This is a genomic window from Paenibacillus sp. EZ-K15, assembly GCF_002573715.1.
Classification (GTDB): domain Bacteria; phylum Bacillota; class Bacilli; order Paenibacillales; family Paenibacillaceae; genus Paenibacillus_AQ.
The window spans coordinates 131218-156184 of sequence record NZ_PDHM01000018.1; the positions used below are offsets into that span (position 1 = coordinate 131218).

Genomic DNA, 24967 nt, shown 5'->3' on the forward strand with positions numbered 1-24967 from the left:
CTATAGTTTTGGACGTCGTACCATTGTTATATTAAATTTCAAAAAAATACCGCACCCAGTCACTTGAATTCATTATACATGATGAAAAAGTGAAAACACAAGTCAACCACCTTCGTGAGCCATAGGATACCCAGAAACAGAAGGGTTTAAAACGAAGAAAAGCCACTGCCTTCATTGAAGGCAATGGCTTAGGTTTGGTAGGTGCGCAGCTTACAAGGAAGACAGCATATTACGGATAAATGCAGCCTCGTTCTCACTAGGAGAAACGAGCGGCAGACGAACGCCGCCGACCTGATAGCCCCGCTCATGCAGAGCTAATTTAACCGCCGCCGGGTTTGGAAGCGGGTCAGGACATTCAAACAGGCCCTTGAACAACGTGAACAAGGATTGATGCAGCTTGGCGGCTTCCTTCACGTTTCCTTCCACATAGGCGTGGATCATATCCTTCATGCGGGCGCCAGCGATATGGCTGGCCACGCTTACGATTCCGTAAGCACCTACGGCCAGAGCAGGCAGTGCTGAGGAATCGTCGCCGGAATAAACGATGAACCCGTCCGGAGCACCTGTGGCAATGGCGGTGACCTGATCAATCGAAGCACATTCCTTCGTCGCAACGATGTTCGGTAATTGAGCCAGACGCAGGGTGGTAGCCGTGCTTAGGCTGATGCCCGTCCGTCCAGGCACATTGTACAGCATGATAGGTAGAGAAGTTGCCTCAGCGATCGCCTTAAAATGCTGGTAGAGCCCTTCCTGGTTCGGCTTATTGTAGTACGGAGCGACAAGCAAAATGCCATCGACGCCGCAGCTTTCCGCTTTTTTCGTCAATTCTGCAGAATGTGCCGTATCGTTGCTGCCGGTACCTGCGATAATCTTGCTTCGTCCACCTGCCTGCTTCACTGCGAACTTAAACAATTCAAGCTTCTCGTCTTCGCTAAGCGTTGGGGATTCGCCCGTCGTTCCTGCAATGACCAGGGAGTCCGATTTCTGTTCGACAATCAGGTACTCAATCAATCTCGCAGTCTCGTCCCAATTGATCTCGTTATTCTGATTAAATGGGGTTACCATAGCCGTAATCAATCTTCCGAAATCCACAATGATTCCTCCTTAAAGCTCTCCCAAACAGGCAAGCTTCCTTCGTAAGTAATCTTATATATAGTATTTCCTATCAAACGATTAACGAACAGACTCTAAGGTATTATCGGTGAAGTTCAAATTTGTGATGCAATGCGCGCAGCGCTTGAGCCATATCTTCCTTCTTCACAAGCACCCAGATCGTTGTGTTCGAATCTGCCGATTGCAGAATCGGAATATCGTGCTCGCTCAAGGATTCTACGATTTTGGCCATGATGCCCGGAACCCCGTTGATGCCGCCGCCAATAACGGATACCTTCGCACAGCCGGACAAGCTTTTTGGTTTCAAATCCAGGCTCTGCAGCACTTCAATCGCCTTCTCCGAGTCGCTGTCAAACACCGTATAAAGGACTCCTGTAGGGGTAACATTAATAAAGTCCACGCTAATGGAATGCTCTGCCATCGATTTGAAAACCTTCAGTTGAAGACCTTCCGTGCGATCGCATTCCACTGAGATTTGCGTAATATTGCTTACATAAGCAACTCCCGTCACAAAGCGGTCCACAATTCCGGATTGTATATCTCTGAAGCCTTCCGGCTGGGTAACCAGTGTCCCCTCATTATCCGAGAAGGTTGACCGCACTCTGACCGGAATTTGGGATTGCATAGCAATCTCAACTGCTCTAGGATGAATGACCTTGGCACCTTGATGAGCCATATTGCAAATCTCCGTATAACTTACATAACTGAGCGCTTTCGCATCCTCGACGATGCGGGGATCCGCCGTAAGAATGCCGTTGACATCCGTGTAGATATCAACCATTTCGGCGCGAAGCGCGGCTCCAAGCGCGGTGGCTGAGGTATCGCTTCCGCCCCTGCCCAGCGTCGTGAAGTCACCCGAATCGGTCTGCCCCTGGAAACCAGTGACGATAACAACTTGGTGAGACTCCAACTCTTTCAAAACCCGTTCAGGTTTTACGTCCTTAATGCGTGCATTTCCGAAGTGATCGTCTGTAAGAAATCCGGCTTGGGCACCCGTCAACACCGTCGCGGTTATCCCTTCATGCTGAAGGAGACTGCATAGCGTTGTGGCTGAGATAATCTCACCGCAGCAGAGCAGTAAATCCCGCTCTCTGTCTGGAAGCGCGTTTCCGCTCTGACCGATCCAATCCAGAAGAGTATCTGTAGCGTAAGGCTCCCCGCGGCGTCCCATAGCCGATACGACCACGACCAATTGGTAGTGATTAGCCAGTTCGCGCTGGATGTGCCCAATAACATGGGTTCTTGCTTGCGGTGTAGACAACGAGGTTCCGCCGAATTTTTGAACTAAGATGCGCATAAAATATTCCTCCGTTTATATATGCCCAGGAGACGTAAATTTCGGGCCGACCGATTGAAACGGCCGGCTACTAAGCCTGGCCGTTCCGTTTGTTAACGATGATTTCTGCGATTAGCACGGCATTCCATGCTGCACCCGTCAGAAGATGATCTGAAACGATCCACATGTTAAGTCCGCGCTGATGTCCCTCCAGCAGCTTGGGAATCTGTTGCCCGACTGCGCCAGTTGCTCCAACAAAGGCCACATTATAATAATGCTCCGTCATCTGGCTAAATTCCCCTTCATGAATGAAACTGCAGCTGTAACTTTTCTATGTTGCCCTTATTGATCAAAAGGCTTTATCGCGGTTAATGCGAATATTCAACGATCATCGGCTGCAGCTGCTTCCCTTCCAGTGCCGCATAACACGCTTCCGGAATCAAATCCATTTTGGCGACAAGCGAGTTAGGCTTCTGCTGCGGATTATCCTGTCCGTAAGGAACAAAATAAATATTTTTCGTTACAAGCAGCTTCGCGATATTCGCCGCATTCAGTCCAAGGCCATCATTCGTTGAAATCGCCAGAACCAGCGGTCTGCAATTTCTCATCTGTGCCTTGGCTGCCATTAACACAGGGCTGTCAGTCATCGCATTGGCCAGCTTGCTGGTCGTGTTTCCCGTACATGGGGCGATAACCAGAACGTCAAGAAGCTTGGATGGGCCTAGCGGTTCCGCCTCCACAATTGTAGAAATAATATCATTCCCGGTTATATCTTTCAACTGTTTCTGCCAATTCTCCGATGTGCCGAATCGGGTATCCGTTGTCATGATAGTGCTGGACACAATCGGCACCACATTCGCTCCACCATCTTTGAACCGCTGGATCTGCGGCATCACTTCTTCAAGCGTGCAGTGCGATCCTGTCAGGGCATAACCCACTGTTATTCCATTCCAATTCATCTACGCATCCCCCCGAATCTTGATTTCTTCAGAAATCAGCTCCACCAGCGTATTGGCCATAATGATGCCGGCTGTTTTAGGAGCCACGATTCCGGGTAGTCCGGGTGCGAGCATGGCTTTGATGCCCCGTTTTTCAGCATAGCGAAAATCGCATCCACCGGGTGCGGAGGCAAGGTCGATGATGACAGCCTCCCGTGGCATTTTCGAGATGATTTGTGCTGTGACTATCATAGTTGGAATCGTGTTAAAAAGCAAGTCAATATCCGACACATAAGAACTCAGATCCCTTACCAGGAAGGGCTTCCAGCCCATTTCCTCCGCTCTGGCATAGTGCTCCGATTTACGTACGCCCATCCGAATTTTGGCACCCAGGCCTTGCAGGCTGCGCGCCATGGTGAACCCTGTCCGTCCCATGCCAAGCACCATGCTGGTTGATCCGTGAATCGTAAAATCCGTGTTTTGGATCGCCATCATCAGTGCACCTTCCGCTGTCGGAATGGAATTATAGATGGCTACATCGTCCCTCTCCAAAATCTCTACCAGCTTGATCTTATATTTGTCACATAGCGAGCGCAAATAGGGCTTCGCCATGCCTGTATAGATCACTCCATGTCCTGGCATCGCTGCGATATGCTCCTCCTGCAGTCGCAATGGCCCCTCTGAGAACAGCGCGCTGACACGTCCCTCATCATCACATCCCACGACAGGCAGGATCAGAGCATCGGCATTCGATAACAGCTCTGGCGTGAGCGGCTCGCGAGTCACTCCCTGAAAAGAATCCTGCAGTTTCTCAAACCCGGCGATCATGACGGAGGCATCCATCTCAGCGCATTTTCGTATGACTTCAATTTGCCTTGCGTCTCCACCTACAAAGACGGTCCGGACTCCAGTCAGCATGGAAGGCCTCGCTCCTTTCTTCTAACCAACGTATAAACCATCTTATGCCGTCGCCTATAGGGTGGTGAGCGCATTTCAATTAAACTACCGCCTTAACGCAATAAATAACACTATAGATGGCGAGTCGGATCCGAAGCCATTTTGCATGGACGCTAACGCAAAAAACACCGCCCGGCTAGGCCGGAGCGGTGTGCTTGGTAAAACTATGATGATGATGCCCATAAATTATCTATAATATAGATTACTTGCCGGTATGACCGAATCCGCCTGCACCCCGTACGGTATCGGACAACTCGTCAACTTCCATGAATTCTACCGCCGGGACGGTTTTGAACACCATCTGGGCAATGCGTTCATTACGCTCAATTGCAAATGGCTCTTGTCCCAAATTCACCAGCAGCACCTTCACTTCCCCGCGATAATCAGCATCAATCGTGCCTGGAGAATTCAAGCAGGTAATACCATGTTTGTAGGCCAGTCCGCTGCGCGGACGGATTTGAGCTTCAAGCTCGGCTGGCATGGCAATCGCAAAACCGGTCGGGATTAATTTGCGTTCGCCCGGGTTCAATACCACCGGCTCATGAACCGCCGCGTGCAGATCAAAACCTGCGGCTAGTTCGGACATTTTTATGGGAAGTTTCACATCTTCATTACCTGGCAATCTATTGATTTGAACGTAGTGCAACAAATTCATTCCTCCTAAGTACATTCAGTGCTTTATCTGAAGTTCCTACCATCGCTAGTGCATATGGAGTCCCGAACATGCGGTCAAGAACCGCGTCGACATCCTTCATGTCCACCTGTTCAATCCGCTTAATAATTTCATCCAGGCTGAAATGGCGACCCAGCATTAATTCGTTCTTACCCAAGCGATTCATGCGGCTGCTCGTGCTCTCCAGACTCAGAATGAGACTGCCCTTCAGTTGTTCCTTCCCTTTGCGCAGCTCTTCCTCCGTCATCCCGTTCTGTGCCAGATCCTGCAGCATTTCCGTGGTCAGCTGAAGGACTTCCTTTGTCTGCTTGGGCGCTGTGCCCGCATAGATGGTGAACATTCCGTTATCTGCGTGCGAACTATGATATGAGTATACCGAATAAGCCAGTCCGCGCTTCTCCCGGATTTCCTGAAACAAGCGTGAACTCATGCCGCCACCAATGGCGTTATTCAAGAGTACCATTGCATACTGAAGCTCGTCTCCGATGGAGCAGCCGGGAAACGACATGCAGATATGATTCTGCTCTGTTTTCTTCTTACGGAACTGAACACCATCCAAAAAGGCAGGCACGGCCAGCAGTTCGGAGCTGCCGTGATTGGCAAAGCCGCCAAAATGACGCTCCAATAACTCAATCGCATCCTCATTAATGTTGCCTGCCAGAGCGATCACTGTATTCTCAATGGTATAGTGTTTGTCCATGTAAGCTCTCAGCGCTTGCGAATCCATCGATTCAAGCCGTTCCTTTGTGCCGAGAATCGGATATGCCAGCGGATGATCGCCGTACGCCGATAACGACATCAGGTCATGGACCAGATCATCCGGTGTATCCTCATACATCGCGATCTCTTCCAGAATGACATTCTTCTCCTTGGCTAACTCGCCCGCATCCAGCTTGGAGTTGAAGAACATGTCGGACAGCACGTCAACCGCAATCGGAAAATGCTCATCGAGCACCTTGGCGTAATAACACGTATATTCCTTGGACGTAAAAGCGTTGACGTTGCCGCCGATAGCATCAAATTCTTCAGCAATCGCACGGGCGTCAAAACGCTCCGTCCCTTTGAACATCATGTGCTCTATAAAATGCGTTATCCCGTTGATGTCCTCCGATTCATTGCGGGATCCGGTCTTCACCCAAATACCGAATGAAACCGAACGACTTGTCGGGATTTGCTCCATAACCACTCTTAGGCCGTTAGACAATTGTATTTTTTTCACGAGGGCCCCCCTAACTGTTCCATCCAGGCTCACTTTAGCTGATTACCAGCCTCATGCCATCCATTCATTCTATCAAACTTTACCATGCCGCTCAACTTCCCTTCGGCATAATTCGCTCAGGAGAAAGCGTCTGGCTCACGGTTCCGATTTCCAGCCCTTTGGCCCGTATTCCGTCAATCATTCCCTTTAACGCCCGGGACGAGGAATCGGTGGGATGCATCAAAATCAGAAAACCCGGCTCCACCTTCGTGGAGATTTTCTGAACGACCGCATCCGGTGCAGGATGCTTCCAATCGACCGTATCGAGCGTCCACAGGACCGTCTTCAATCCCCTTGCCTGGGCGATGGATACGGTCTGCTGATTGAAATCGCCGGAAGGCGGCGCAAACCATTTGTTCTCCACACCGAGGCTTTCTTTGAGCAGATCCTGCGTCTTCGCGATTTCCAGCTCCGCCCGATCTCTGCTGAGACGGCTCATATTCGGATGCGTATAGGCATGATTCTCCACCTCATGACCTCGTTTCAGAATTTCGCCGGCAAGCTCCGGGTTCTTCTTCAACCAGCTCCCATCCAGGAAAAAGGTCGTCTTCACGTTCTCCGCATCCAGCGTGTTCAGCATCGGCACCAGAAATTCATTCCCCCAGGCCACGTTAATCATCAACGATACCATCGGCTTGTTGGGGTTGCCCCGATAAATCGGTTGCTCTCCAAGATCATTAAGCGTTACTTTGGCCGGAATTTGCCGGTATACGTAAGGAATGGCCTCTCCGGCTTTTCGCTTTTTCGACGATGCGGCTTGGTATGTAGCTTCAATATCGATTTCAAGTCCATTATAACCGGGAATCGCTTTCCACACGGAGTCCACCCTGGCATCCACCGGCTCAATGCGTGACTTCGCCGCGGCGGTTTCGATTTGACTCAATAAATCCAGGTCGACTGCCTTCTCCGAACCAGTAACGAGTTGCACCTCCGGTTTATTCTGTAGTCCCGAAACATATCCCCAGGCCCCGCTGAACACGGCAACAGCCGATACCAGTGCGGCACCGGTAAGCAGCACAGCCATCTTTTTTCCATTCACGGGCATATCCACCCTCCCCTTGAAAAGCTTTGTCCCATTTTATGTAGGTTCAGGAGGAAATATGTGCCTCAAAGTGGGCCTATGCCGTGAAGCCTATTGTAGATGCTTGTCCAAGACTAGAGGAATCCCATGGGCAAAAAAGATTAAAAAAAGAGCCAGAATGATAGGTTCTGCCTCTTTTCCTTGTATCTATATGCTGTTAAACAAACAAAGCGCGGATTAAGATCCGCTCTTGTTTGTTTCCGCAGTCAAAACCGCTTTGCGAGACAGGTTAATCCGTCCCTGCTGGTCGATTTCGGTAACCTTCACGGTAATGACGTCACCGATGGCAACCACGTCCTCTACCTTCGCTACGCGCTCAGTTGAGAGCTGGGAGATATGAACAAGCCCGTCTTTGTTAGGCAGGATTTCAACGAATGCACCGAATTTCTCAATCCGTTTGACAGTACCTGTATAGATTTCGCCAACAGCTACCTCACGGACGATGCCTTCGATAATCGAAAGAGCTTTTTTGTTCATCTCATCGTTGGCAGATGCAATGAACACGCGGCCGTCTTGTTCGATATCGATCTTCACGCCGGTTTCCTCGATGATTTTGTTAATGATCTTGCCGCCGGCACCGATCACATCGCGAATTTTGTCCGGGTTGATCTGCATCGTAATAATCTTAGGCGCATATTGGGACAACGTTTCTCTTGGCTTTTGAATGGCTTCTGCCATTTTTCCAAGGATATGCATGCGTCCTTCTTTTGCCTGCTGCAGTGCTTCCTGCAAAATCGCGCGGTCAATACCGTCAATTTTGATATCCATTTGAATGGCGGTAACCCCGTCAGGTGTCCCTGCCACTTTGAAGTCCATGTCGCCGAGATGATCTTCCATCCCTTGAATATCTGTCAAGATGGAAACATGATCTCCGTCTTTAATCAAGCCCATCGCCACGCCGGCTACAGGTGCTTTGATCGGCACCCCTGCATCCATCATAGCAAGTGTGCTTGCACAAATACTCGCTTGGGAGGTCGAACCATTCGACTCAATTACTTCGGACACGAGGCGAATCGTGTACGGGAATTCCACTTCATTCGGAATAACCTTCGACAATGCACGTTCACCAAGTGCACCATGACCAATTTCACGACGGCCTGGAGCGCGAAGCGGACGAGCTTCCCCTACGCTGAACGGCGGGAAGTTGTAATGGTGCATGAAACGCTTGGTCTCTTCCAGATCGATTCCATCGAGAATCTGTACATCACCTAGAGCACCTAGTGTACATACGCTAAGAGCCTGGGTTTGTCCACGTGTGAACAGACCGGAACCATGCGTTCTAGGCAGCAGACTGGTATCGCAATCGATAGGACGGATCTCAGACAGACCACGACCGTCCGGACGAACCTTGTCATGCGTGATCAAACGCCGAACTTCTTCCTTCACGATATCGTGAAGCACTTCTTTAACATCCTTCAACAACTCAGGTGTCTCGATATACTTCTCTTCAAATACGGTGTATGCTTCATCATTGATAGCGTCAATCGCATCCTGGCGAGCATGTTTCTCCTCAATGCGAACGGCTTCAACAAGACGAGCTTCGGCGAAATCACGCACTTCACGATTCACCGTTTCATTGACCGCATGAAGTTTAACCGCCATTTTCTCTTTACCGCAAGCGGCTACGAGTTCTTCGATCTTGGCTACAATTTTCTTGATTTCCTCATGCCCGAACATAATCGCTTCCAGCATGACTTCCTCAGGAACTTCGTTCGCTTCGGCTTCAACCATCATGATTGCATCTTTGGTACCTGAAACAACAAGATAGATGTCACTTGCTTCCTGCTGCGCAATATTCGGATTCACCACAAAATTGCCATCAACACGCCCTACGGCTACGCCGCCGATCGGACCGTTAAAAGGCACATCCGAGATGCTCAAGGCAGCGGAAGTACCGATCATGGCCGCGATTTCCGGCTCGCAATCCTGATCTACGCTCATCACGAGATTCAGAACCTGTACATCATTACGGAATCCTTCAGGGAACAACGGACGAATCGGACGGTCTGTCAGACGGCTGGCAAGAATCGCTTTCTCGCTTGGTCTGCCTTCGCGTTTGATGAATCCACCCGGAATTTTACCGACTGCGTACAAACGCTCCTCATAGTTGACCGTCAATGGAAAGAAATCCAAATCCTTCGGTTCACTGGAAGCTGTCACTGTACACAGGACTGCCGTTTCGCCGTAACGAACCATCACAGCCGCATTTGCCTGCTTCGCAAGGCGCCCTGTTTCGAATACGAGGGGTCTTCCGCCAAGCTGCATTTCAACACGTGTTTCCATGTAATCCCTCCTCATGGGGATAAATTTTTTTTGAAATCTTCTTCTACCATCAGCATGTCTTTTGCAAAACGCTGTCCACATTTCCTAACCAGAGCCATCCAAACGGTCGAAATCGCAAACCTATGTACAGGAACAACCCGAACCGTATAGAACATTCTCCGTATAGATTGCCCCTGGTTATACCATTAAGCGAAATTTAGCGAACAGACCACGCCTACAATCTATAAAGAATCTATATTAAGATAACCCCACAAAGTGGAGTTTAGGCTATGAAGCGTACGCAGTACTTTGTGGGGAAGCTCGAAAACGGTAAATTGTACAATACTTAGAAAAGAGCCCGGCTGCGCCGCTGTCGTTCCAAGAAGGACAGTGGACAACCAGGCTGTTTTCGGCACATCTTATGGATGATTAGCGACGCAATCCAAGCTTCTCGATCAAAGCACTGTAACGTTTAACATCCTTGTTTTTCAAGTATGCAAGCAACTTACGGCGTTGGCCGACCATTTTCAACAATCCACGACGGGAATGATGATCCTTCTTGTGTGTACGCAAGTGGTCAGTCAAATTCGTAATGTTTTCCGTTAGGATAGCGATTTGCACCTCTGGAGATCCTGTATCGGACTCATGAGTTTTGTGCTCGTCAATCAGTTGTTGTTTACGTTCTTGAGTTAATGCCATCCTGTTCACCTCCCTCATTATAATCGCCGTTGGCCCAGGTACCGACGGTGAGATCGAACATCCAAGCCAAGGTTAAAATCGCCCAATCTTCAGGCGACCTCTAAGAGTATAGCATACTTTACCTGAAAAAGAAAATCCGTTTGCGAACAATTTGTCCCAAAACGTTTATTCACTGACTTCTAATATTTTGCGAGCCTCGACGGCATCTCGCTGAATCCATTCCACAAGCTCCTGAACCGATTCGAATTTATGCTCCTTGCGGATATATTGAACGATATCCACCGTCATGGTCTGATCATACAGATCCCCTTCAAAATCAAACAGATGCACCTCAAAAATAGGCTCTGTGATCCCTTCATGGAACGTTGGTTTCACGCCGATGTTCATCACGCCCGGAATCCAGTCGTGATGCTTATCTGTGCGTGCCCGAACGGCATAGACGCCTAATGCAGGTACCACGAACGGATCCGTCAATTCCAGGTTAGCGGTAGGAAAACCGATCTTTCTTCCCCGCTTCTCCCCATGAATGACCGTGCCGCGGATATGATAATTCCGTCCGAACCAGCGGTTCGCATCCGACAGCTGTCCCGTTTTCAAGGCAATCCGTATGGATGAACTTCCTACCTTCTCGCCATCTACCAAGAATGGCGGAACCGTAACGACAGACATCCGGTCTTCACCGAGTTCCTGAAGTTTGACTGCGTCACCGGCGCCTTTATGGCCGAAACGGAAATCAAACCCGACCACCGCTGTTTGAAGATTCAAGGGAAACAGCATCTCTTCAACAAATGTTTCCGGACTCACCTGGGAGAACTCCTTATTGAACTCGACAACGTACAAAATATCGATGCCCATCTCCTCAAGCAGCTGCTGCTTGTCAGGCTGAGGCGTCAGATATCCCTCATAGCTCCCTTTACCAATCACGTCTTTCGGATGAGGATAAAAGGTAATGAGGGCAGCCGGCACTCCATTCTCCCGCGCAATATTGACAGCGGTCGAAAGCACGCTGGCATGTCCCAGGTGAAGACCGTCGAACTGGCCGATTGCAGCTACCTTCGGCTCGGCAGCTTCTCGTACGATATCAGAAGATACAGGATAAGATAAAGAAACAATCCTCATGATTACTCACCTCCACTCACTAAATCCAGTCATGCTTAGGAAAATACTTTCACAGGAACGATAGCCCCTGTCTCCTCTTGCCGCTGATAGATTCCCAGAAAGTTTTCCTTTATATCATACAAGCGAATAGGCTCCGAGCTGTCAACAGGTGGTTCTACCGCTCTCGAGGACAATCGCTGTCCCTGCAGGGCAGCATCCGTTTTCTCTTCAGAAACCGTATGCTTCGGCAGATAATCAATCGCTTGATCCACGGGAATAAGCCGGGTGTGCAGCGTTTCATCCATCATGAACTGCTCAATTTGCTCCAGGGTTAAGCACTGCTCCTCCGTGATTCCCGCCGATACAGTGCGTACCAACTTAACCATGACAGACGGCACGCCGAGTTTCCTCCCGATATCCACGCAAAGCGTGCGGATGTATGTACCTTTGGAGCACAATACTCGAAAAGAAATTTCCGTATAATCCCCTTCAGCATCAAAATCCGTCATTTCGATTTCATGAATCGTTACGGTCCGGCTCTTGCGCTCCACGGTCTTACCTTCTCTGGCAAGCTCGTATAATCGTTTACCATTGATTTTGACAGCGGAAAACATGGGTGGGATCTGAGAAATCTGGCCTGTAAAAGATTGCAGCGCTTCAAGCGCCTCTTCTCTGGTCACATGAACATCATCTGCCGTCTCTACCACTTGCCCGGTGATATCCTCGGTATCCGTCGAATATCCAAGGCGGAGGACCGCGTGATACTCTTTAGGCAGTTCCTGCAGGTATTCCACTACTCGCGTGGCTCTCCCCAGGCATAACGGAAGCACGCCTGTTACTTCGGGGTCCAGCGTACCCGTATGTCCAATTCGCTTCATGCGAACCATTCCCCGAACCTTCGCCACCACATCGTGTGATGTCCAGCCTGCCGGTTTGTGAACGGCCAAGATGCCTTCTAATTGCGTCATAGCTTTAATCTCACCTGCTCTACTACTCTAGGGATGATGTCATGAAGGGAGCCTTCAATGCTGCAGCCGGCTGCCCGAACATGGCCGCCTCCTCCAAATATCTGGGCTAATGCCGCAACATCCACTTTTCCGGCTGAACGCAAACTCGCCTTGACCATTCCGGATTTCAGTGACTTGAATAGAATCCCGACTTCAACTCCCTGAATGTTTCGGGGGTAATTCACAATCCCTTCCAGATCCTCGCTAACGGCGCCGCATGATTCCATAAACTCAGGCGTTACGTATACCCAGGCTATTTTACCATCATCCGACACACTTAACGTATTTAATGCCTGAACCAGCACTTTCATCTGTGGAAGCGTCATTTCCTCTAGTAACGTTTCCGCAATTTCGGGTCCGTTCACGCCGTAGGACAACAGATCGGAAGCGATGCTCATAACCTTGGGCGATGTATTCGAGTACCGAAAACCGCCGGTATCCGTTAGCAATCCCGTATAAATCGCCGTTGCAATATCGGCATCCCAGTCCACTTCAAACAAATTCAGCAAATCATAAAGGATTTCTGCGGTTGCTGCCGCATCCGGCACGACCAGGTTGACGGCTCCATAACGATCATTTGTTGGATGATGGTCAATATTAACGATGCTTGCCTGATCGGCAAATACCTGTTTCGTATAGCCTACTCTAGCAAAATCCGCACAATCCACACAAATGACGTGAGAGAACGTTCTTCCTGGCTGCTGTTCAGACAGATTGAGAATGTCTTCTGCATGCCACAACATTTTCATGCGTTTTGGAATGGGCCCCTCATTGATCATCGTGAATTTCTTGCCCAGACATGAGAGAAGCCAGCCCACCGCAAGGGTGGAACTGACTGCATCTCCATCGGGCTGAACATGCGACACAACCAAATAATCATCGTGCTCCAGCAGGAATGATTTCACCTGCTGCAGCTCTTGTTCATAGGTCTGCATTCGCCCTCTCCTTTATAAAAACGAACTACTCTATTTCTCTTCGTGATCCACGATTTCGGTCAGCAGCTTTTCAATATGGCTGCCATACGCAATGGAATCATCGAATTTGAAGATCAGCTCCGGCACATGCCGGAGTCGGATCCGCTTGCCCAGCTCGGAGCGGAGAAAGCCGCTTGCCTTCTCCAACCCTTTTAAGGAAGCTGCCTTCTGCTCGTCGTCGCCGAGCACGCTCAGGTATACCTTCGCTTGAGACAGGTCATTTGTAACATCAACACCGGTCACAGTAATGAAACCGATTCTTGGGTCTTTCATCTCCGTTTGGATCAGTTGGCTGAGCTCTTTTTTAATCTGCTCGCCTACGCGCCCAGTTCTGATTTTTGCCATGGTCTGATCACCTCATTCGTTAGCGCTCTACCGTCTCCATGATGAAGGCTTCGATTACGTCTCCTTCTTTGACGTCGCTATAGCTTACCAAGGTAATACCACACTCATAACCTTGTGCCACTTCTTTAGCGTCATCTTTAAAGCGCTTGAGGGAATCGATCTTGCCTTCATGAACGACAATGCCGTCACGGATCAAGCGAGCTTCTGCGTTACGCGTAATTTTACCGGATGTCACCATACATCCTGCAATCGTACCCACTTTGCTCACTTTAAAGGTGTTGCGGACTTCCGCATGACCGATCACGGTTTCTTTGTACTCCGGATCGAGCATCCCCTTCATAGCTTGCTCAATTTCCTCGATTACATTATATATTACACGGTGCAGACGAATATCAACCTTTTCCTGCTCGGCGGTTTGTTTCGCTTGGACGTCCGGACGAACGTTAAAGCCGATAACAATCGCGTTGGAGGCAGCTGCCAAAATAATATCGGACTCCGTGATCGCCCCGGCACCGCTGTGGAGAATTTTGACGCGAACGCCTTCCACTTCGATTTTGTTCAAGGAACCTTTCAGTGCCTCAACAGAACCTTGTACGTCACCTTTGATAATCACGTTAAGATCTTTGATCTCGCCGTCCTTAATGTGTTGGAACAGGTCATCCAGCGTCACGCGAGTATTCGTGTTCAACTCGGATTGACGATGGGTAATCGCACGCTTATCAGCGATATTACGCGCTTTACGCTCATCCTCAAACACCATAAACGGATCGCCGGCACCTGGAACTTCAGTCAAACCGGTAATTTCAACTGGTGTTGAAGGACCCGCTTCTTTTAATCGACGGCCTTTATCGTTCACCATCGCACGAATACGTCCAAAGCAGTTGCCTGCTACGAAGGCGTCGCCCACTTTCAATGTACCATGCTGAACGAGAATGCGTGCTACCGGACCTCTGCCTTTATCCAGCTCAGCCTCAATAACGGTACCGCGTGCGCGTTTGTCAGGATTTGCTTTGTATTCATTCACTTCTGCTACCAGAAGGATCATTTCAAGCAAGTCTTCCAGACCCATCCGCTGTTTCGCCGAAACGTTAACAAAGATGGTATCTCCGCCCCACTCTTCAGGCACTAACTCGTATTCCGTCAATTCTTGTTTAACTTTATCCGGGTTAGCATCCGGTTTATCGATTTTGTTCACGGCAACGATGATCGGCAAACCTGCTGCTTTGGCATGGTTAATCGCTTCGACTGTCTGTGGCATTACGCCGTCGTCAGCCGCAACCACGATGATCGTCATGTCCGTTACTTGTGCACCACGGGCACGCATGGCTGTAAACGCTTCGTGACCCGGTGTATCCAGGAACGTAATCTTCTTGTTATTGATCTCGACTTGGTAAGCACCGATATGCTGCGTAATACCGCCAGCTTCGCCACTAGATACGTTCGCGGAACGGATCGCATCAAGCAGCGTCGTTTTACCGTGGTCGACGTGACCCATAATAGTAACGACTGGTGGACGCTCTTTCAGTTCTTCAGGAGCATCGTTTTCTTCAACGGTCTCAAAACGATCTTCCTCTACCGGAATTTTCACTTCGACTTCTACACCGAATTCACCAGCGAGCAATAGAATCGTATCGATATCCAGCTCCTGGTTGATGGTGGCCATCACGCCGAGGAAAATCAGCTTCTTGATGACTTCGGAAGCGTCCTTATGAAGCAGCTTCGCCGTTTCACCGACGGTCATGTTCCCACGGACGATAATTTTCTTCGGCGTGTTGTCGATTTTCTCGCGAGGCGGCTGCTGATTATATTGATTCCGGCCGCGGTTGTTCTTTCCACCGCGATTGTTGCCACGGAATCCTCCCTGACGGTTGTCATCAAAACGCTTGGAGTCTGAACGATTGTTATTGTTGTTTCTGGAATTGCGGTTCTGGCCATTGCTGTTATTGCTATTGTTATTGTTGGATCCTGAGAAACCGCCTCCGGTTCCACCCGGCTTGCTCTGAGGACGCGCTCCGCCTTGGTTGTTGCTGCCCTGCGGACGCGTTCCACCTTGATTATTGCCTTGCGGACGTGCGCCGCCTTGACCTCCGCCCTGAGGACGTGATCCGGTCTGCGTGCTGCCGCCTGGTCTGGATGATTGGCTACGATTGTTCTGCTGACTTCCTTGTGCGGAGCCAGACTGATTTCTTCGGGTATCCTGCCCACCTTGGGGACGCTGGGAACCTGAAGTGTTCTGAGTGTTTTGATTCGTTCTACTATTCATACCTACCTGCTTTTCCTGTTGTTTTTTGGGCTGGCTTTGACCTTGTTGTCCTGGTGCTCTCTGTCCTGAATTACGCATACCGTCCTGCCCATTACGGTTGCCTTCGGCACTTACACTAGCGGAAGTGCCTTCTGTTTTTGCATTGGATACAGTCGCAGCCACATTGGCTCCGGAAACCGCTGGTTTACGGTTCTCGGTTCGGGAAGCGTCACCACTATCCCGCTTGGCTGCTGCATTCGATTTGATATCTTTGAAAAACTGCTCTACCTTGGACACCGTATCGTTTTCCATTACGCTCATATGGTTATTGACCGGAATGTTCAAACGTTTGAGGATCGTGATAATTTCTTTACTGCTCATGTTCAACGATTTAGCATATTCGTATACTCGAAGTTTATTGTCTTTGTTTTCCTGTTTACTCAATATACTCCACCTCCGACATTGTCTCCATTTTCTTGGAGATCATTTCTGCGAATCCTTGATCCGTAACTGCCAGCACAACCCGCTCGGGTTTACCTATACTTGTGCCCAGACTTTCCCGGTCAAATCCGATTACCAGAGGGATATTGTAAGAACCGCATTTATCGCGGAACTTCTTTTTTGTATTAACTGAGGCGTCACCCGCCAGAATAACCAATTTTGCTTCAGAAGACCGGATGGCTTTGAGCACGATCTCATCCCCGGTAACCACCTTACCTGCCCTCATGGCCAGGCCGAGCTGAGAAAGCGCCCTATTCATCATCGGCAGCACTCTCTTTTGCAGCCAGGAATTCATCTTCCACCTTGATGAAATCCTGTGCCAACTGTTCATAGATCTCAGGCTTCACATGTTGTTTCAACGCTCGATCCAGTGCTTTATTTTTGTGTGCCAGCTTGAAGCAGGAAACTTTGCCGCATAAATACGCTCCCCGTCCCGACTTTTTGCCGGTGAGATCGATCAGGACAGCATCCTCGGGCGTCCTAACAATCCGGATAAGCTCTTTCTTCGGCATCATTTCCTGACACGCTACACATTTACGCAGCGGTATCTTTCTCTGTTTCAAGACGACAACCCCCTGTCATTTGGAATTAATCGACAGAGACGGAATCCTGGTGCATTTCACCTGATTGGGACTTCGGTCTGCCAAATTCCTGCTCCGCCTGACTTTCGCTCTTAATATCAATCTTCCAGCCTGTCAGCTTCGCCGCGAGACGAGCATTCTGGCCTTTGATCCCAATCGCAAGCGAGAGTTGATAATCCGGAACAATTACACGCGCCATCTTCTCATCTTCAAATACTTGAACTTCAAGTACTTTGGATGGGCTGAGCGCATTGGCCACGTATTCTTCAACCTGATCGGAATAGCGCACGATGTCAATTTTTTCGCCGCGAAGCTCATTGACAATTGTCTGCACGCGCATACCCTTAGGTCCTACGCAAGAACCAACCGGATCGACTTCATCGTTGCGGGAAAATACCGCAATTTTGGAGCGGAATCCAGCTTCACGCGCAACCGAGCGAATTTCAACGACGCCATCAAAGATTTCCGGCACTTCAAGCTCGAACAGGCGCTTCAAGAGGCCCGGATGCGTACGGGACAGCATAATCTGCGGCCCCTTGGTTGTGTTCTCAACCTTGGTAATGTAAGCTTTGATCCGGTCGCCATGCTTGAACTTCTCGTTAGGCATAAGCTCGGTAAGCGGCAAGGCCGCCTCGATCTTGCCAAGGTCGATATAGATGTTTCGTAAATCTTGGCGCTGCAGCGTACCCGTTACGATATCATCTTCCTTGTCAATAAAAGCGCTGTAGATCAGGCCTCGTTCGGCTTCTCTAATGCGCTGGGTGACAACTTGCTTTGCCGTTTGAGCTGCGATCCGTCCGAAATCACGTGGCGTAACCTCGATTTCCGCTATATCTTCAATCTGAAAATGCGGATTGATTTCCCGGGCCGCATGCAGCGAAATTTCAGTCCGCGGATCCAGCACCTCGTCCACAATCAGCTTCCGCGCGAACACCTTGATGACACCCGTATTGCGATTCATGTCTACCCGTACATTTTGCGCCGTGTTGAAATTGCGCTTGTAACTCGAGATCAGTGCCGCTTCAATGGCTTCAAACAGCACATCTTTGCTGATGCCCTTTTCTCTTTCCAACTCATTCATCGCTTCAATAAAATCCATACTCATTGAAAATCGGTTCCCCCTTTCAAAACTTCCGTTTAAAAAATGATGGCCAATCTGGCACTGGCTACTTTTGCATATGGAATCACGTGCTGCTTCTTGACGGTTTGAATGACTAGCTCCTCGTTATCGAAGGATTCCAGCTTGCCTTCAAACTCTTTCAACCCGTTAATCGGCTCGTATACCGTAACAAACACGTTCTTGCCGACTGACTTCGCAACATCCTCTTTTTTCTTCAGGGGACGTTCCGCGCCAGGAGAAGAGACTTCAAGAAAATAAGCTGTCGGGATCGGATCGTTCTCGTCCAGCTTCTGGCTCAGGTATTCACTGATTAAACCGCAATCGTCAATGTCAATGCCGCCGTCTTTATCAACAAACACGCGCAAGAACCAGTTGCTTCCTTCCTTAACGTATTCCACATCTACCAGTTCAAAGCCGTGTTCGTCCAAATACGGCTGCACCATTTCTTCCACAGTCGTTTTAATCTTTGATGTGCTCAAAGAACATAACCTCCAAGTTGATTTCCTATATACCAAAGAGTAAAGAGTGGGTTGCCCCACTCTTTACACAACGGTTTTATCTCCATGATTACCAAAAAAATTATAACATAGTCTGGTAATAGTGACAAGTATGACTCCTTGACTGTCAAGGCGTCACGGCCATGAAAGGATGACAAGAATCAGAACAATGACAACTGATTGCTCTCCGGCAGACCGCGGAAGCATCCCATTTGGGTTAACAGCTCCACGGCGGTTTTGCTTGCCTTCGATTTTTGCTGGAAATCCTCTATGGAGAGGAATTCACCGAATTCACGTGCGGCAGCAATATTGCGGGCGGCATTATCACCGATCCCCTGCAGTGCAGAGAATGGCGGAATGAGCGAATCTCCATCCACCTTGAATCGGAGCGCATCCGATTGATACAGATCGATGTTCTTAAACGAGAAGCCCCTTGCCGTCATCTCCAGCGCCATCTCCAGAATCGGCAGCATCCCTTTTTCCTTCGGGCTTGCTCCGAAGCCCAGCTGCTCAATCTCTTCAATTCGGCGATAAATCGCCTCATAGCCCTGACAGCATAATTCGATATCGAAATCCTCGGCTCGAACCGAGAAGTACGTTGCATAATATTCGATCGGATAATAAAGCTTGAAGTAAGCCGTCCGCACCGCTGAGATAACATACGCGGCGGCGTGGGCTTTCGGGAACATGTACTGGATTTTGAGACAGGAATCAATGTACCACTGCGGCACTTTGCATTTCTTCATCTCGTCAATCCATTCCTGTGACAACCCCCGGCCTTTACGCACGCTTTCCGTTATCTTAAATGCGAGGCTAGCATCCATGCCTGCCTTATAAATCAGGAACAACATGATATCGTCGCGGCAACCAATAACGGTTTTGATGTTGCATGTACCATTCTTGATGAGCTCTTGAGCATTGCCGAGCCAAACGCCGGTTCCATGTGACAGACCCGAGATTTGCAACAAGTCGGCAAAACTCGACGGCTGCGATTCCACCAGCATCTGGCGTACGAATTTGGTTCCCATCTCCGGCACGCCGAAGGTGGCCACCGGCGAGCGTATTTGCTCCGGCTTGACGCCCAGCGCTTCCGTTGAGTTGAACATGCTCATCACTTTCGAATCGTTCATCGGAATGGTCGTTGGATCCACACCGGTCAAATCCTGAAGCATTCTCATCATGGTTGGATCATCGTGCCCGAGTATATCAAGCTTGAGCAGATTCGCTTCAAAGGCATGATAATCGAAATGCGTCGTTTTCCACTCCGCGTTGACATCGTCCGCAGGGAATTGCACCGGCGTGATCTCTTCCACTTCGATGTAATCCGGCACAACGACAATACCGCCGGGATGCTGGCCCGTGCTTCGCTTGACGCCGGTACAGCCTGATGCAAGCCGGTTTAATTCCGCGCCCCGCCAGCGCTTGTTGTTGTGTTCCTCGTATTTTTTGGCAAAACCAAACGCCGTCTTCTCTGCCACGGTACCGATGGTTCCGGCACGGAATACATTCTCCTCGCCAAACATCTCTTTGGTGAAATTATGGGCATGCGGCTGATATTCACCGGAGAAGTTCAAGTCAATATCGGGAACCTTATCCCCTTTAAAACCCAGGAAGGTTTCGAATGGTATATCCTGTCCCTCGCCTTTCATCATGTTTCCGCATTCCGGACAAGCTTTGTCCGGCAAGTCGAATCCACTCGGCACGCTGCCGTCCAGGAACCATTCGCTGTGCTTGCAGTCGCTGTTCAAGCAAATGTAATGGGCAGGAAGCGGGTTAACCTCGGATATGCCGAGGAACGTGGCAACGACGGATGAGCCTACGGAACCCCGTGAACCAACCAAATAGCCGTCCCGGTTTGATTTCTTAACCAGTTTCTCGGAAATCAAATAGTTCGCTGAGAAACCGTATTTAATGATCGGCTCAAGCTCTTTCTCCAACCGGGCCACTACGACTTCCGGCAAGTTCTCGCCATAAATGGACTTGGCCGTGTCGTAGCAGGTGTTGCGGATTTCTTCATCCGCGCCATCCAGAATCGGCGTAAACAGCTTATCCGGGAACAATTCCAACTCTTCAAAGCGGTCGGCCAGCTCGCTAGTGTTCGTCACAACAACTTCATAACATTTGTTCTGTCCCAAAAACTCGAATTCTTCGAGCATCTCTTCCGTAGTCCGAAAATGGGCATCCGGCTTGCGCATATCCTTGAGCGGGCTGAAACCGGTAATCCCATGGATGGTAATGTCCCGGAACAGCTTATCCCGCGGTTCAAGATAGTGCACGTTTCCTGTGGCGATGACTGGCTTGTTCAGCTTTTCCCCAATGCGCACGACTTTGGAAATTGCGGTTTTTATCTCTTCGGGACTGCCTACCAAGCCTTTGTCCACCAGATGCATATACATCGTCAACGGCTGAATCTCCAAAACATCGTAAAAGTCCGCAATCTCTTCGGCTTCCTCCTCCGTTTTGTTCAGCACCGTTTCGAAGAACTCCCCTTTTTCGCAGCCGGATAGCACCAGTAACCCATCTCGCATCTCTTGAAGCTTGGATTTAGGAATACACGGCACTCGCTTGAAATATTCGGTATGTGACATGGAGATCAGCTTGTAGAGGTTTTTCTTGCCCGTCATATTCAAAGCATAAATACCGCAGTGGAAAGGACGGGTATTGGACAGATCCGTACCGACGTAATCATTGAGGCGGTCCAGCATCTTGACGCCTTTGGTTTTGTCCACATCGCTAAGGAGCCCGTTCAGGATTCCAGCCAACGCAATCGTATCGTCAATCGCGCGGTGATGGCTTTCGAGCAGTACCTTATACTTATCTGCTAATGTGTTAAGACGATGATTCTTAAGTCCCGGATGCACCAGACGTGCAAGCTCCAGCGTATCCAGGGAGGGATTGTCGAGCGTATCCATTCCGGCATTCTTAAGTGCTGCCTGAATGAACCCCATGTCAAATCGAGCGTTGTGAGCCACAAGTACGGCATCCCCAACGAATTCAACAAACTCTTTCAATACCGGCTCCAGTTCAGGAGCATCCTTAACCATATCGTCATTGATATTGGTCAATTGCTGAATATGGTACGGGATTCTCTCGTGCGGATTAACGAAGGTCGCGTAGCGATCAATCTCCTTGCCATCGTTCATCTTCACGGCAGCAAGCTCGATGATTTTGTTTGCGGTAATGGACAAACCTGTGGTTTCAATATCGAATACCACATAAGTGGCACTGCTGAGTTCAATCGGCTGTGCCTGTTCCACGATGTTGACGGCATCATTCACGACATTGGCCTCAACGCCGTACATCATTTTAATGCCATGCTTCTTGGCGTTCTTTGCTGCATCAGGATAACACTGTACACCACCATGATCACTTACGGCGATGGCTTTATGTCCCCAACTCGCCGCTGTTTTGATATAACGGTCGATCGGCGTGACCGCGTCCATCGTGCTCATGGTCGTATGCAGATGGAATTCCACCCGCTTCTCGGCCGCGTTATCCTTGCGCGAAGGAGGCGACGGTACTTCGTTGAGATCAGACGGGATCATCACCAGCTCAGGCACCTGCATAAACCGGTCATATTCAACCCGTCCGCGAGCCTTCACCCACTTGCCGTTTTCAAGTAGGCTCAATACCTTAAGATCATCCTTCGTCTTGCCAAACATTTTCATTTGCAAGGAATCGCTGAAATCCGTTAGATAGAATGTGAATAACGTACTGCCGTTACGAAGCTCCTTACGATCCAATCCGAAGATGGTCCCCTGAATCGTAATTTTCTTTTCTTCGTCTTGGATCTCCTGGAGCGGAACCGGTTGATCCTTGATATCATACCCAACCTGCAGCCGAACCGCGCCCTCTTCCTCATCTTCCGCGTCCAGCTCAGCTTCCATGCTGCTCATGATCTGCTCGATCACTTCGCGCTCTTCCTCGCGCTTCCTCTGCTCGAACTCCTCATAAGCTGCCTGACCATTATCGCCAACCTGCATCTTCACACGCAGCGTCAGATCAAAATATTGTCCGAAAAAACGGGCAATGGCGGCATCGATCTGTTTCTTTCGGGCAAGCTCAAGCGACATGCCATCCGACATGGAGAGAAGGACTTGCCCATCTTCCACCTCGTATTTGGCCCTTGCCATCCATCCATTAACTGAAGGGATCTCCCGATGTGCCCACTCTAGAAACAAGCCCCAGTATTCTTGCACGATATCTGCTTCGGGAACGCCGCTTCCATATCGGAACACAAATTTGATCTTCGCGATATGCCCCATCTTCTCCTGAATTCTTAGACAAAATGTACGATAGACCTCAGCTGGAACCAAGGTCTCCTTCAGGACGGTTATTCTCCAGTCCTTGCTGGCCCTGCTTGTCTCTACTTGCTCGATCACACCATCCAAAAAATAGGGTTCCACCAGATTGGCCGGAACATCTCCCTGCTTGACCAGCAGTTCAAATCGCTTCCTTTTATCTTCTGTTGTGCCCATGGTTCCCTCCCCCTGCATTGCACAAAGCTATAAGAAAAACTTCTATCGACGTACATCCACAGAAGACAGACTGCGTTTAGTCGATGTGAAAAAATAGAATAAAGCCTCCGCTGGCAGCACCCATTCGTCCTGCCCCAAAAAGAAGAGCGTCCGCCATACTGCCATCCGGAAGCTTACTCCAGATGATGAATTCCGGTTTTGGACGAAGGACTCCTCCCTCATCCAAACTTGCCGGGAACTCATAATATCGATTTACTAGTACGCTCTCGCGAACAGCACCGTATGTTTCGCATCATCACCGCATACGAGACACTTGGTTTTCTTCTCAGACGGTTCAAACGGAATGTTTCTGCTCGTAGCACCGGTTTCTTGCTTGACAGTATCTTCACAAGCTTCCGAACCGCACCATCCTGCCAAGGTAAACCCGCGTTTTTCTTCCATGCTTTCCTTCATTTCATCCAGCGTTTCCACGGAATAGAAATGATCCTCACGGAACTGCTTCGCGCGCTCGAACATTTCCTGGTGCACCTGCTCCAGCATATTCTGTACTTCCTCGGTCAGATTAGCTTGCTCTACGATTTTCTTCTCGCCTGTGATGCGGGAGACAAGCACGCACACGCCATTCTCCATGTCACGCGGCCCGATCTCCAGACGCACCGGAACTCCGCGCATTTCATACTCATTGAATTTCCAGCCTGGACGCACATCCGGATTATCGTCAACGCGTACGCGGATACCTGCGGATTTCAGTTCACGGAACAGCTCGTCCGTACGACCCACAACCGCGTCTCTCGTCTTCGGTGGACCGATTGGAATCATGATCACTTGCGTTGGTGCGACTTTAGGAGGAAGCACCAATCCCCGGTCATCCCCGTGAACCATAATCAAGGAGCCAATGAGACGCGTGCTGACGCCCCAGGATGTTGTATGAGCGTATTCCAGCGTATTTTCACGGTTCAAATATTGAATGTCAAAAGCTTGTGAGAAGTTGGTACCCATATAATGCGAAGTACCTGCCTGTACAGCTCGTCCGTCTTTCATCATCGCTTCGATCGAGAATGTATCCACGGCGCCCGCGAATTTCTCCGAAGGTGTCTTCTGTCCTTTGATTACCGGAATCGCGAGATAGTCCTCTACGAATTGCTGATAGATATCCAGCATTTGCATGGTTTCCCCTCTTGCCTCAACTTCCGTTTCATGAGCAGTATGGCCTTCTTGCCATAGAAACTCGCTCGTGCGAAGGAATGGCAGCGTGCGTTTTTCCCAGCGTACCACGTTGGCCCACTGGTTGATCAGCACAGGGAGATCACGATAGGATTGAATCCATTTGGAATACATATGCCCGAACATCGTTTCAGAAGTCGGACGGATTGCCAGACGCTCTTCCAGCTTCTCTCCAGCCGCTTCCGTTACCCATGGCAGCTCCGGATTAAATCCTTCGACATGCTCCTTCTCCTTCTGGAAAAAGCTCTCGGGAATGAACAGCGGGAAATACGCATTCCGATGGCCCGTCGCCTTAAAGCGCCGATCCAACTCTTCCTGGATATGCTCCCAAATTTCATAACCGTCCGGTTTGAAGACGATGCAGCCTCTGACTGGAGAATAATCCATCAGGTCCGCTTTTTTGATGACATCGATATACCAGCGCGAGAAATCTTCCGCTTGCGGCGTAATCTCCGTCACGAATTGTTTATCCTTCGATTCCTTAGACATATAAATCGTGTGCCTCCCATTAATAAAACGCATGGTCAAAGCTCCTGATTCAGGCGGCTCGACTGGCGTTATTGGCGATATGTGTGAACGAGCTGCGGCTATAAAGCCAGCCCTTATAGTAACTCCATTTGCTAGATAGTGACGCGTCATAATC

Annotated in this window: 22 protein-coding genes; all 22 read right to left on the reverse strand. The window is 49.6% G+C overall.

Features of this window, described 5'->3' with window-relative positions:
• Window positions 1-210: 210 nt before the first annotated feature.
• The gene (dapA, locus tag CRG97_RS20855; protein ID WP_098746970.1) at window positions 211-1092 is read right to left on the reverse strand and encodes a 4-hydroxy-tetrahydrodipicolinate synthase; all 882 of its coding nucleotides are present in this window, start codon (window positions 1090-1092) and stop codon (window positions 211-213) included.
• A 103-nt stretch (window positions 1093-1195) separates the two neighbouring features.
• Complete coding sequence (gene dapG, locus CRG97_RS20860; protein WP_098746972.1) at window positions 1196-2410, reverse strand: aspartate kinase; 1215 nt, start codon at window positions 2408-2410, stop codon at window positions 1196-1198.
• 70 nt (window positions 2411-2480) lie between these two features.
• Entirely contained in the window at window positions 2481-2675 is a 195-nt protein-coding gene (locus tag CRG97_RS32945; protein WP_098746975.1) for a hypothetical protein, read from the reverse strand.
• Window positions 2676-2757: 82 nt separating this feature from the next.
• Window positions 2758-3348, reverse strand: a complete 591-nt coding sequence (locus CRG97_RS20870) for a dipicolinate synthase subunit B (protein ID WP_071220129.1) — start codon at window positions 3346-3348, stop codon at window positions 2758-2760.
• Complete coding sequence (gene dpsA / locus CRG97_RS20875; RefSeq protein ID WP_098746977.1) at window positions 3349-4245, reverse strand: dipicolinate synthase subunit DpsA; 897 nt, start codon at window positions 4243-4245, stop codon at window positions 3349-3351. It abuts the gene before it with no gap.
• A gap of 241 nt (window positions 4246-4486) precedes the next feature.
• A complete protein-coding gene (dut, locus tag CRG97_RS20880; protein ID WP_202618976.1) occupies window positions 4487-4933 on the reverse strand; it encodes a dUTP diphosphatase in 447 nt (148 codons plus the stop codon).
• The gene (locus CRG97_RS20885; RefSeq protein WP_098746979.1) at window positions 4908-6176 is read right to left on the reverse strand and encodes a M16 family metallopeptidase; all 1269 of its coding nucleotides are present in this window, start codon (window positions 6174-6176) and stop codon (window positions 4908-4910) included. Before CRG97_RS20885 ends, dut begins: the two co-directional genes overlap by 26 nt.
• Before the next feature lie 91 nt (window positions 6177-6267).
• The gene (locus tag CRG97_RS20890) at window positions 6268-7260 is read right to left on the reverse strand and encodes a polysaccharide deacetylase family protein (RefSeq protein ID WP_098746981.1); all 993 of its coding nucleotides are present in this window, start codon (window positions 7258-7260) and stop codon (window positions 6268-6270) included.
• 213 nt (window positions 7261-7473) lie between these two features.
• A complete protein-coding gene (gene pnp, locus CRG97_RS20895; RefSeq protein WP_098746983.1) occupies window positions 7474-9579 on the reverse strand; it encodes a polyribonucleotide nucleotidyltransferase in 2106 nt (701 codons plus the stop codon).
• 408 nt (window positions 9580-9987) lie between these two features.
• Complete coding sequence (rpsO, locus tag CRG97_RS20900) at window positions 9988-10257, reverse strand: 30S ribosomal protein S15 (protein ID WP_006211281.1); 270 nt, start codon at window positions 10255-10257, stop codon at window positions 9988-9990.
• Window positions 10258-10422: 165 nt separating this feature from the next.
• Window positions 10423-11376: a bifunctional riboflavin kinase/FAD synthetase gene (locus CRG97_RS20905; protein ID WP_098746986.1), complete on the reverse strand. Its 954-nt coding sequence runs from the start codon at window positions 11374-11376 to the stop codon at window positions 10423-10425.
• Window positions 11377-11411: 35 nt separating this feature from the next.
• Window positions 11412-12323, reverse strand: a complete 912-nt coding sequence (gene truB, locus CRG97_RS20910) for a tRNA pseudouridine(55) synthase TruB (RefSeq protein WP_098746988.1) — start codon at window positions 12321-12323, stop codon at window positions 11412-11414.
• Window positions 12320-13297, reverse strand: coding sequence for a DHH family phosphoesterase (locus CRG97_RS20915; RefSeq protein WP_098746990.1), 978 nt, complete (start codon window positions 13295-13297; stop codon window positions 12320-12322). Before CRG97_RS20915 ends, truB begins: the two co-directional genes overlap by 4 nt.
• Before the next feature lie 30 nt (window positions 13298-13327).
• The gene (rbfA, locus tag CRG97_RS20920; RefSeq protein ID WP_098746992.1) at window positions 13328-13681 is read right to left on the reverse strand and encodes a 30S ribosome-binding factor RbfA; all 354 of its coding nucleotides are present in this window, start codon (window positions 13679-13681) and stop codon (window positions 13328-13330) included.
• Window positions 13682-13700: 19 nt separating this feature from the next.
• Window positions 13701-16367 (reverse strand): translation initiation factor IF-2, encoded by a 2667-nt coding sequence (infB, locus tag CRG97_RS20925; RefSeq protein ID WP_098746994.1) that lies wholly within the window; start codon window positions 16365-16367, stop codon window positions 13701-13703.
• On the reverse strand, window positions 16360-16683 hold the full coding sequence (locus CRG97_RS20930) for a YlxQ family RNA-binding protein (RefSeq protein ID WP_202618982.1): 324 nt from the start codon (window positions 16681-16683) through the stop codon (window positions 16360-16362). The genes infB and CRG97_RS20930 overlap by 8 nt, the downstream gene beginning before the upstream one ends.
• On the reverse strand, window positions 16676-16987 hold the full coding sequence (gene rnpM, locus CRG97_RS20935; RefSeq protein ID WP_053492673.1) for an RNase P modulator RnpM: 312 nt from the start codon (window positions 16985-16987) through the stop codon (window positions 16676-16678). The genes CRG97_RS20930 and rnpM overlap by 8 nt, the downstream gene beginning before the upstream one ends.
• Before the next feature lie 25 nt (window positions 16988-17012).
• Window positions 17013-18110, reverse strand: coding sequence for a transcription termination factor NusA (gene nusA / locus CRG97_RS20940; protein ID WP_076324961.1), 1098 nt, complete (start codon window positions 18108-18110; stop codon window positions 17013-17015).
• A 32-nt stretch (window positions 18111-18142) separates the two neighbouring features.
• Window positions 18143-18604 (reverse strand): ribosome maturation factor RimP, encoded by a 462-nt coding sequence (gene rimP / locus CRG97_RS20945; protein WP_076324962.1) that lies wholly within the window; start codon window positions 18602-18604, stop codon window positions 18143-18145.
• Window positions 18605-18783: 179 nt separating this feature from the next.
• Window positions 18784-23100 (reverse strand): PolC-type DNA polymerase III, encoded by a 4317-nt coding sequence (locus CRG97_RS20950; protein ID WP_098746998.1) that lies wholly within the window; start codon window positions 23098-23100, stop codon window positions 18784-18786.
• A gap of 42 nt (window positions 23101-23142) precedes the next feature.
• Window positions 23143-23265: a hypothetical protein gene (locus tag CRG97_RS34040; RefSeq protein WP_272914374.1), complete on the reverse strand. Its 123-nt coding sequence runs from the start codon at window positions 23263-23265 to the stop codon at window positions 23143-23145.
• Between the two features lie 90 nt (window positions 23266-23355).
• Window positions 23356-24813: a proline--tRNA ligase gene (gene proS / locus CRG97_RS20955; RefSeq protein ID WP_098747000.1), complete on the reverse strand. Its 1458-nt coding sequence runs from the start codon at window positions 24811-24813 to the stop codon at window positions 23356-23358.
• Between the last annotated feature and the right edge of the window lie 154 nt (window positions 24814-24967).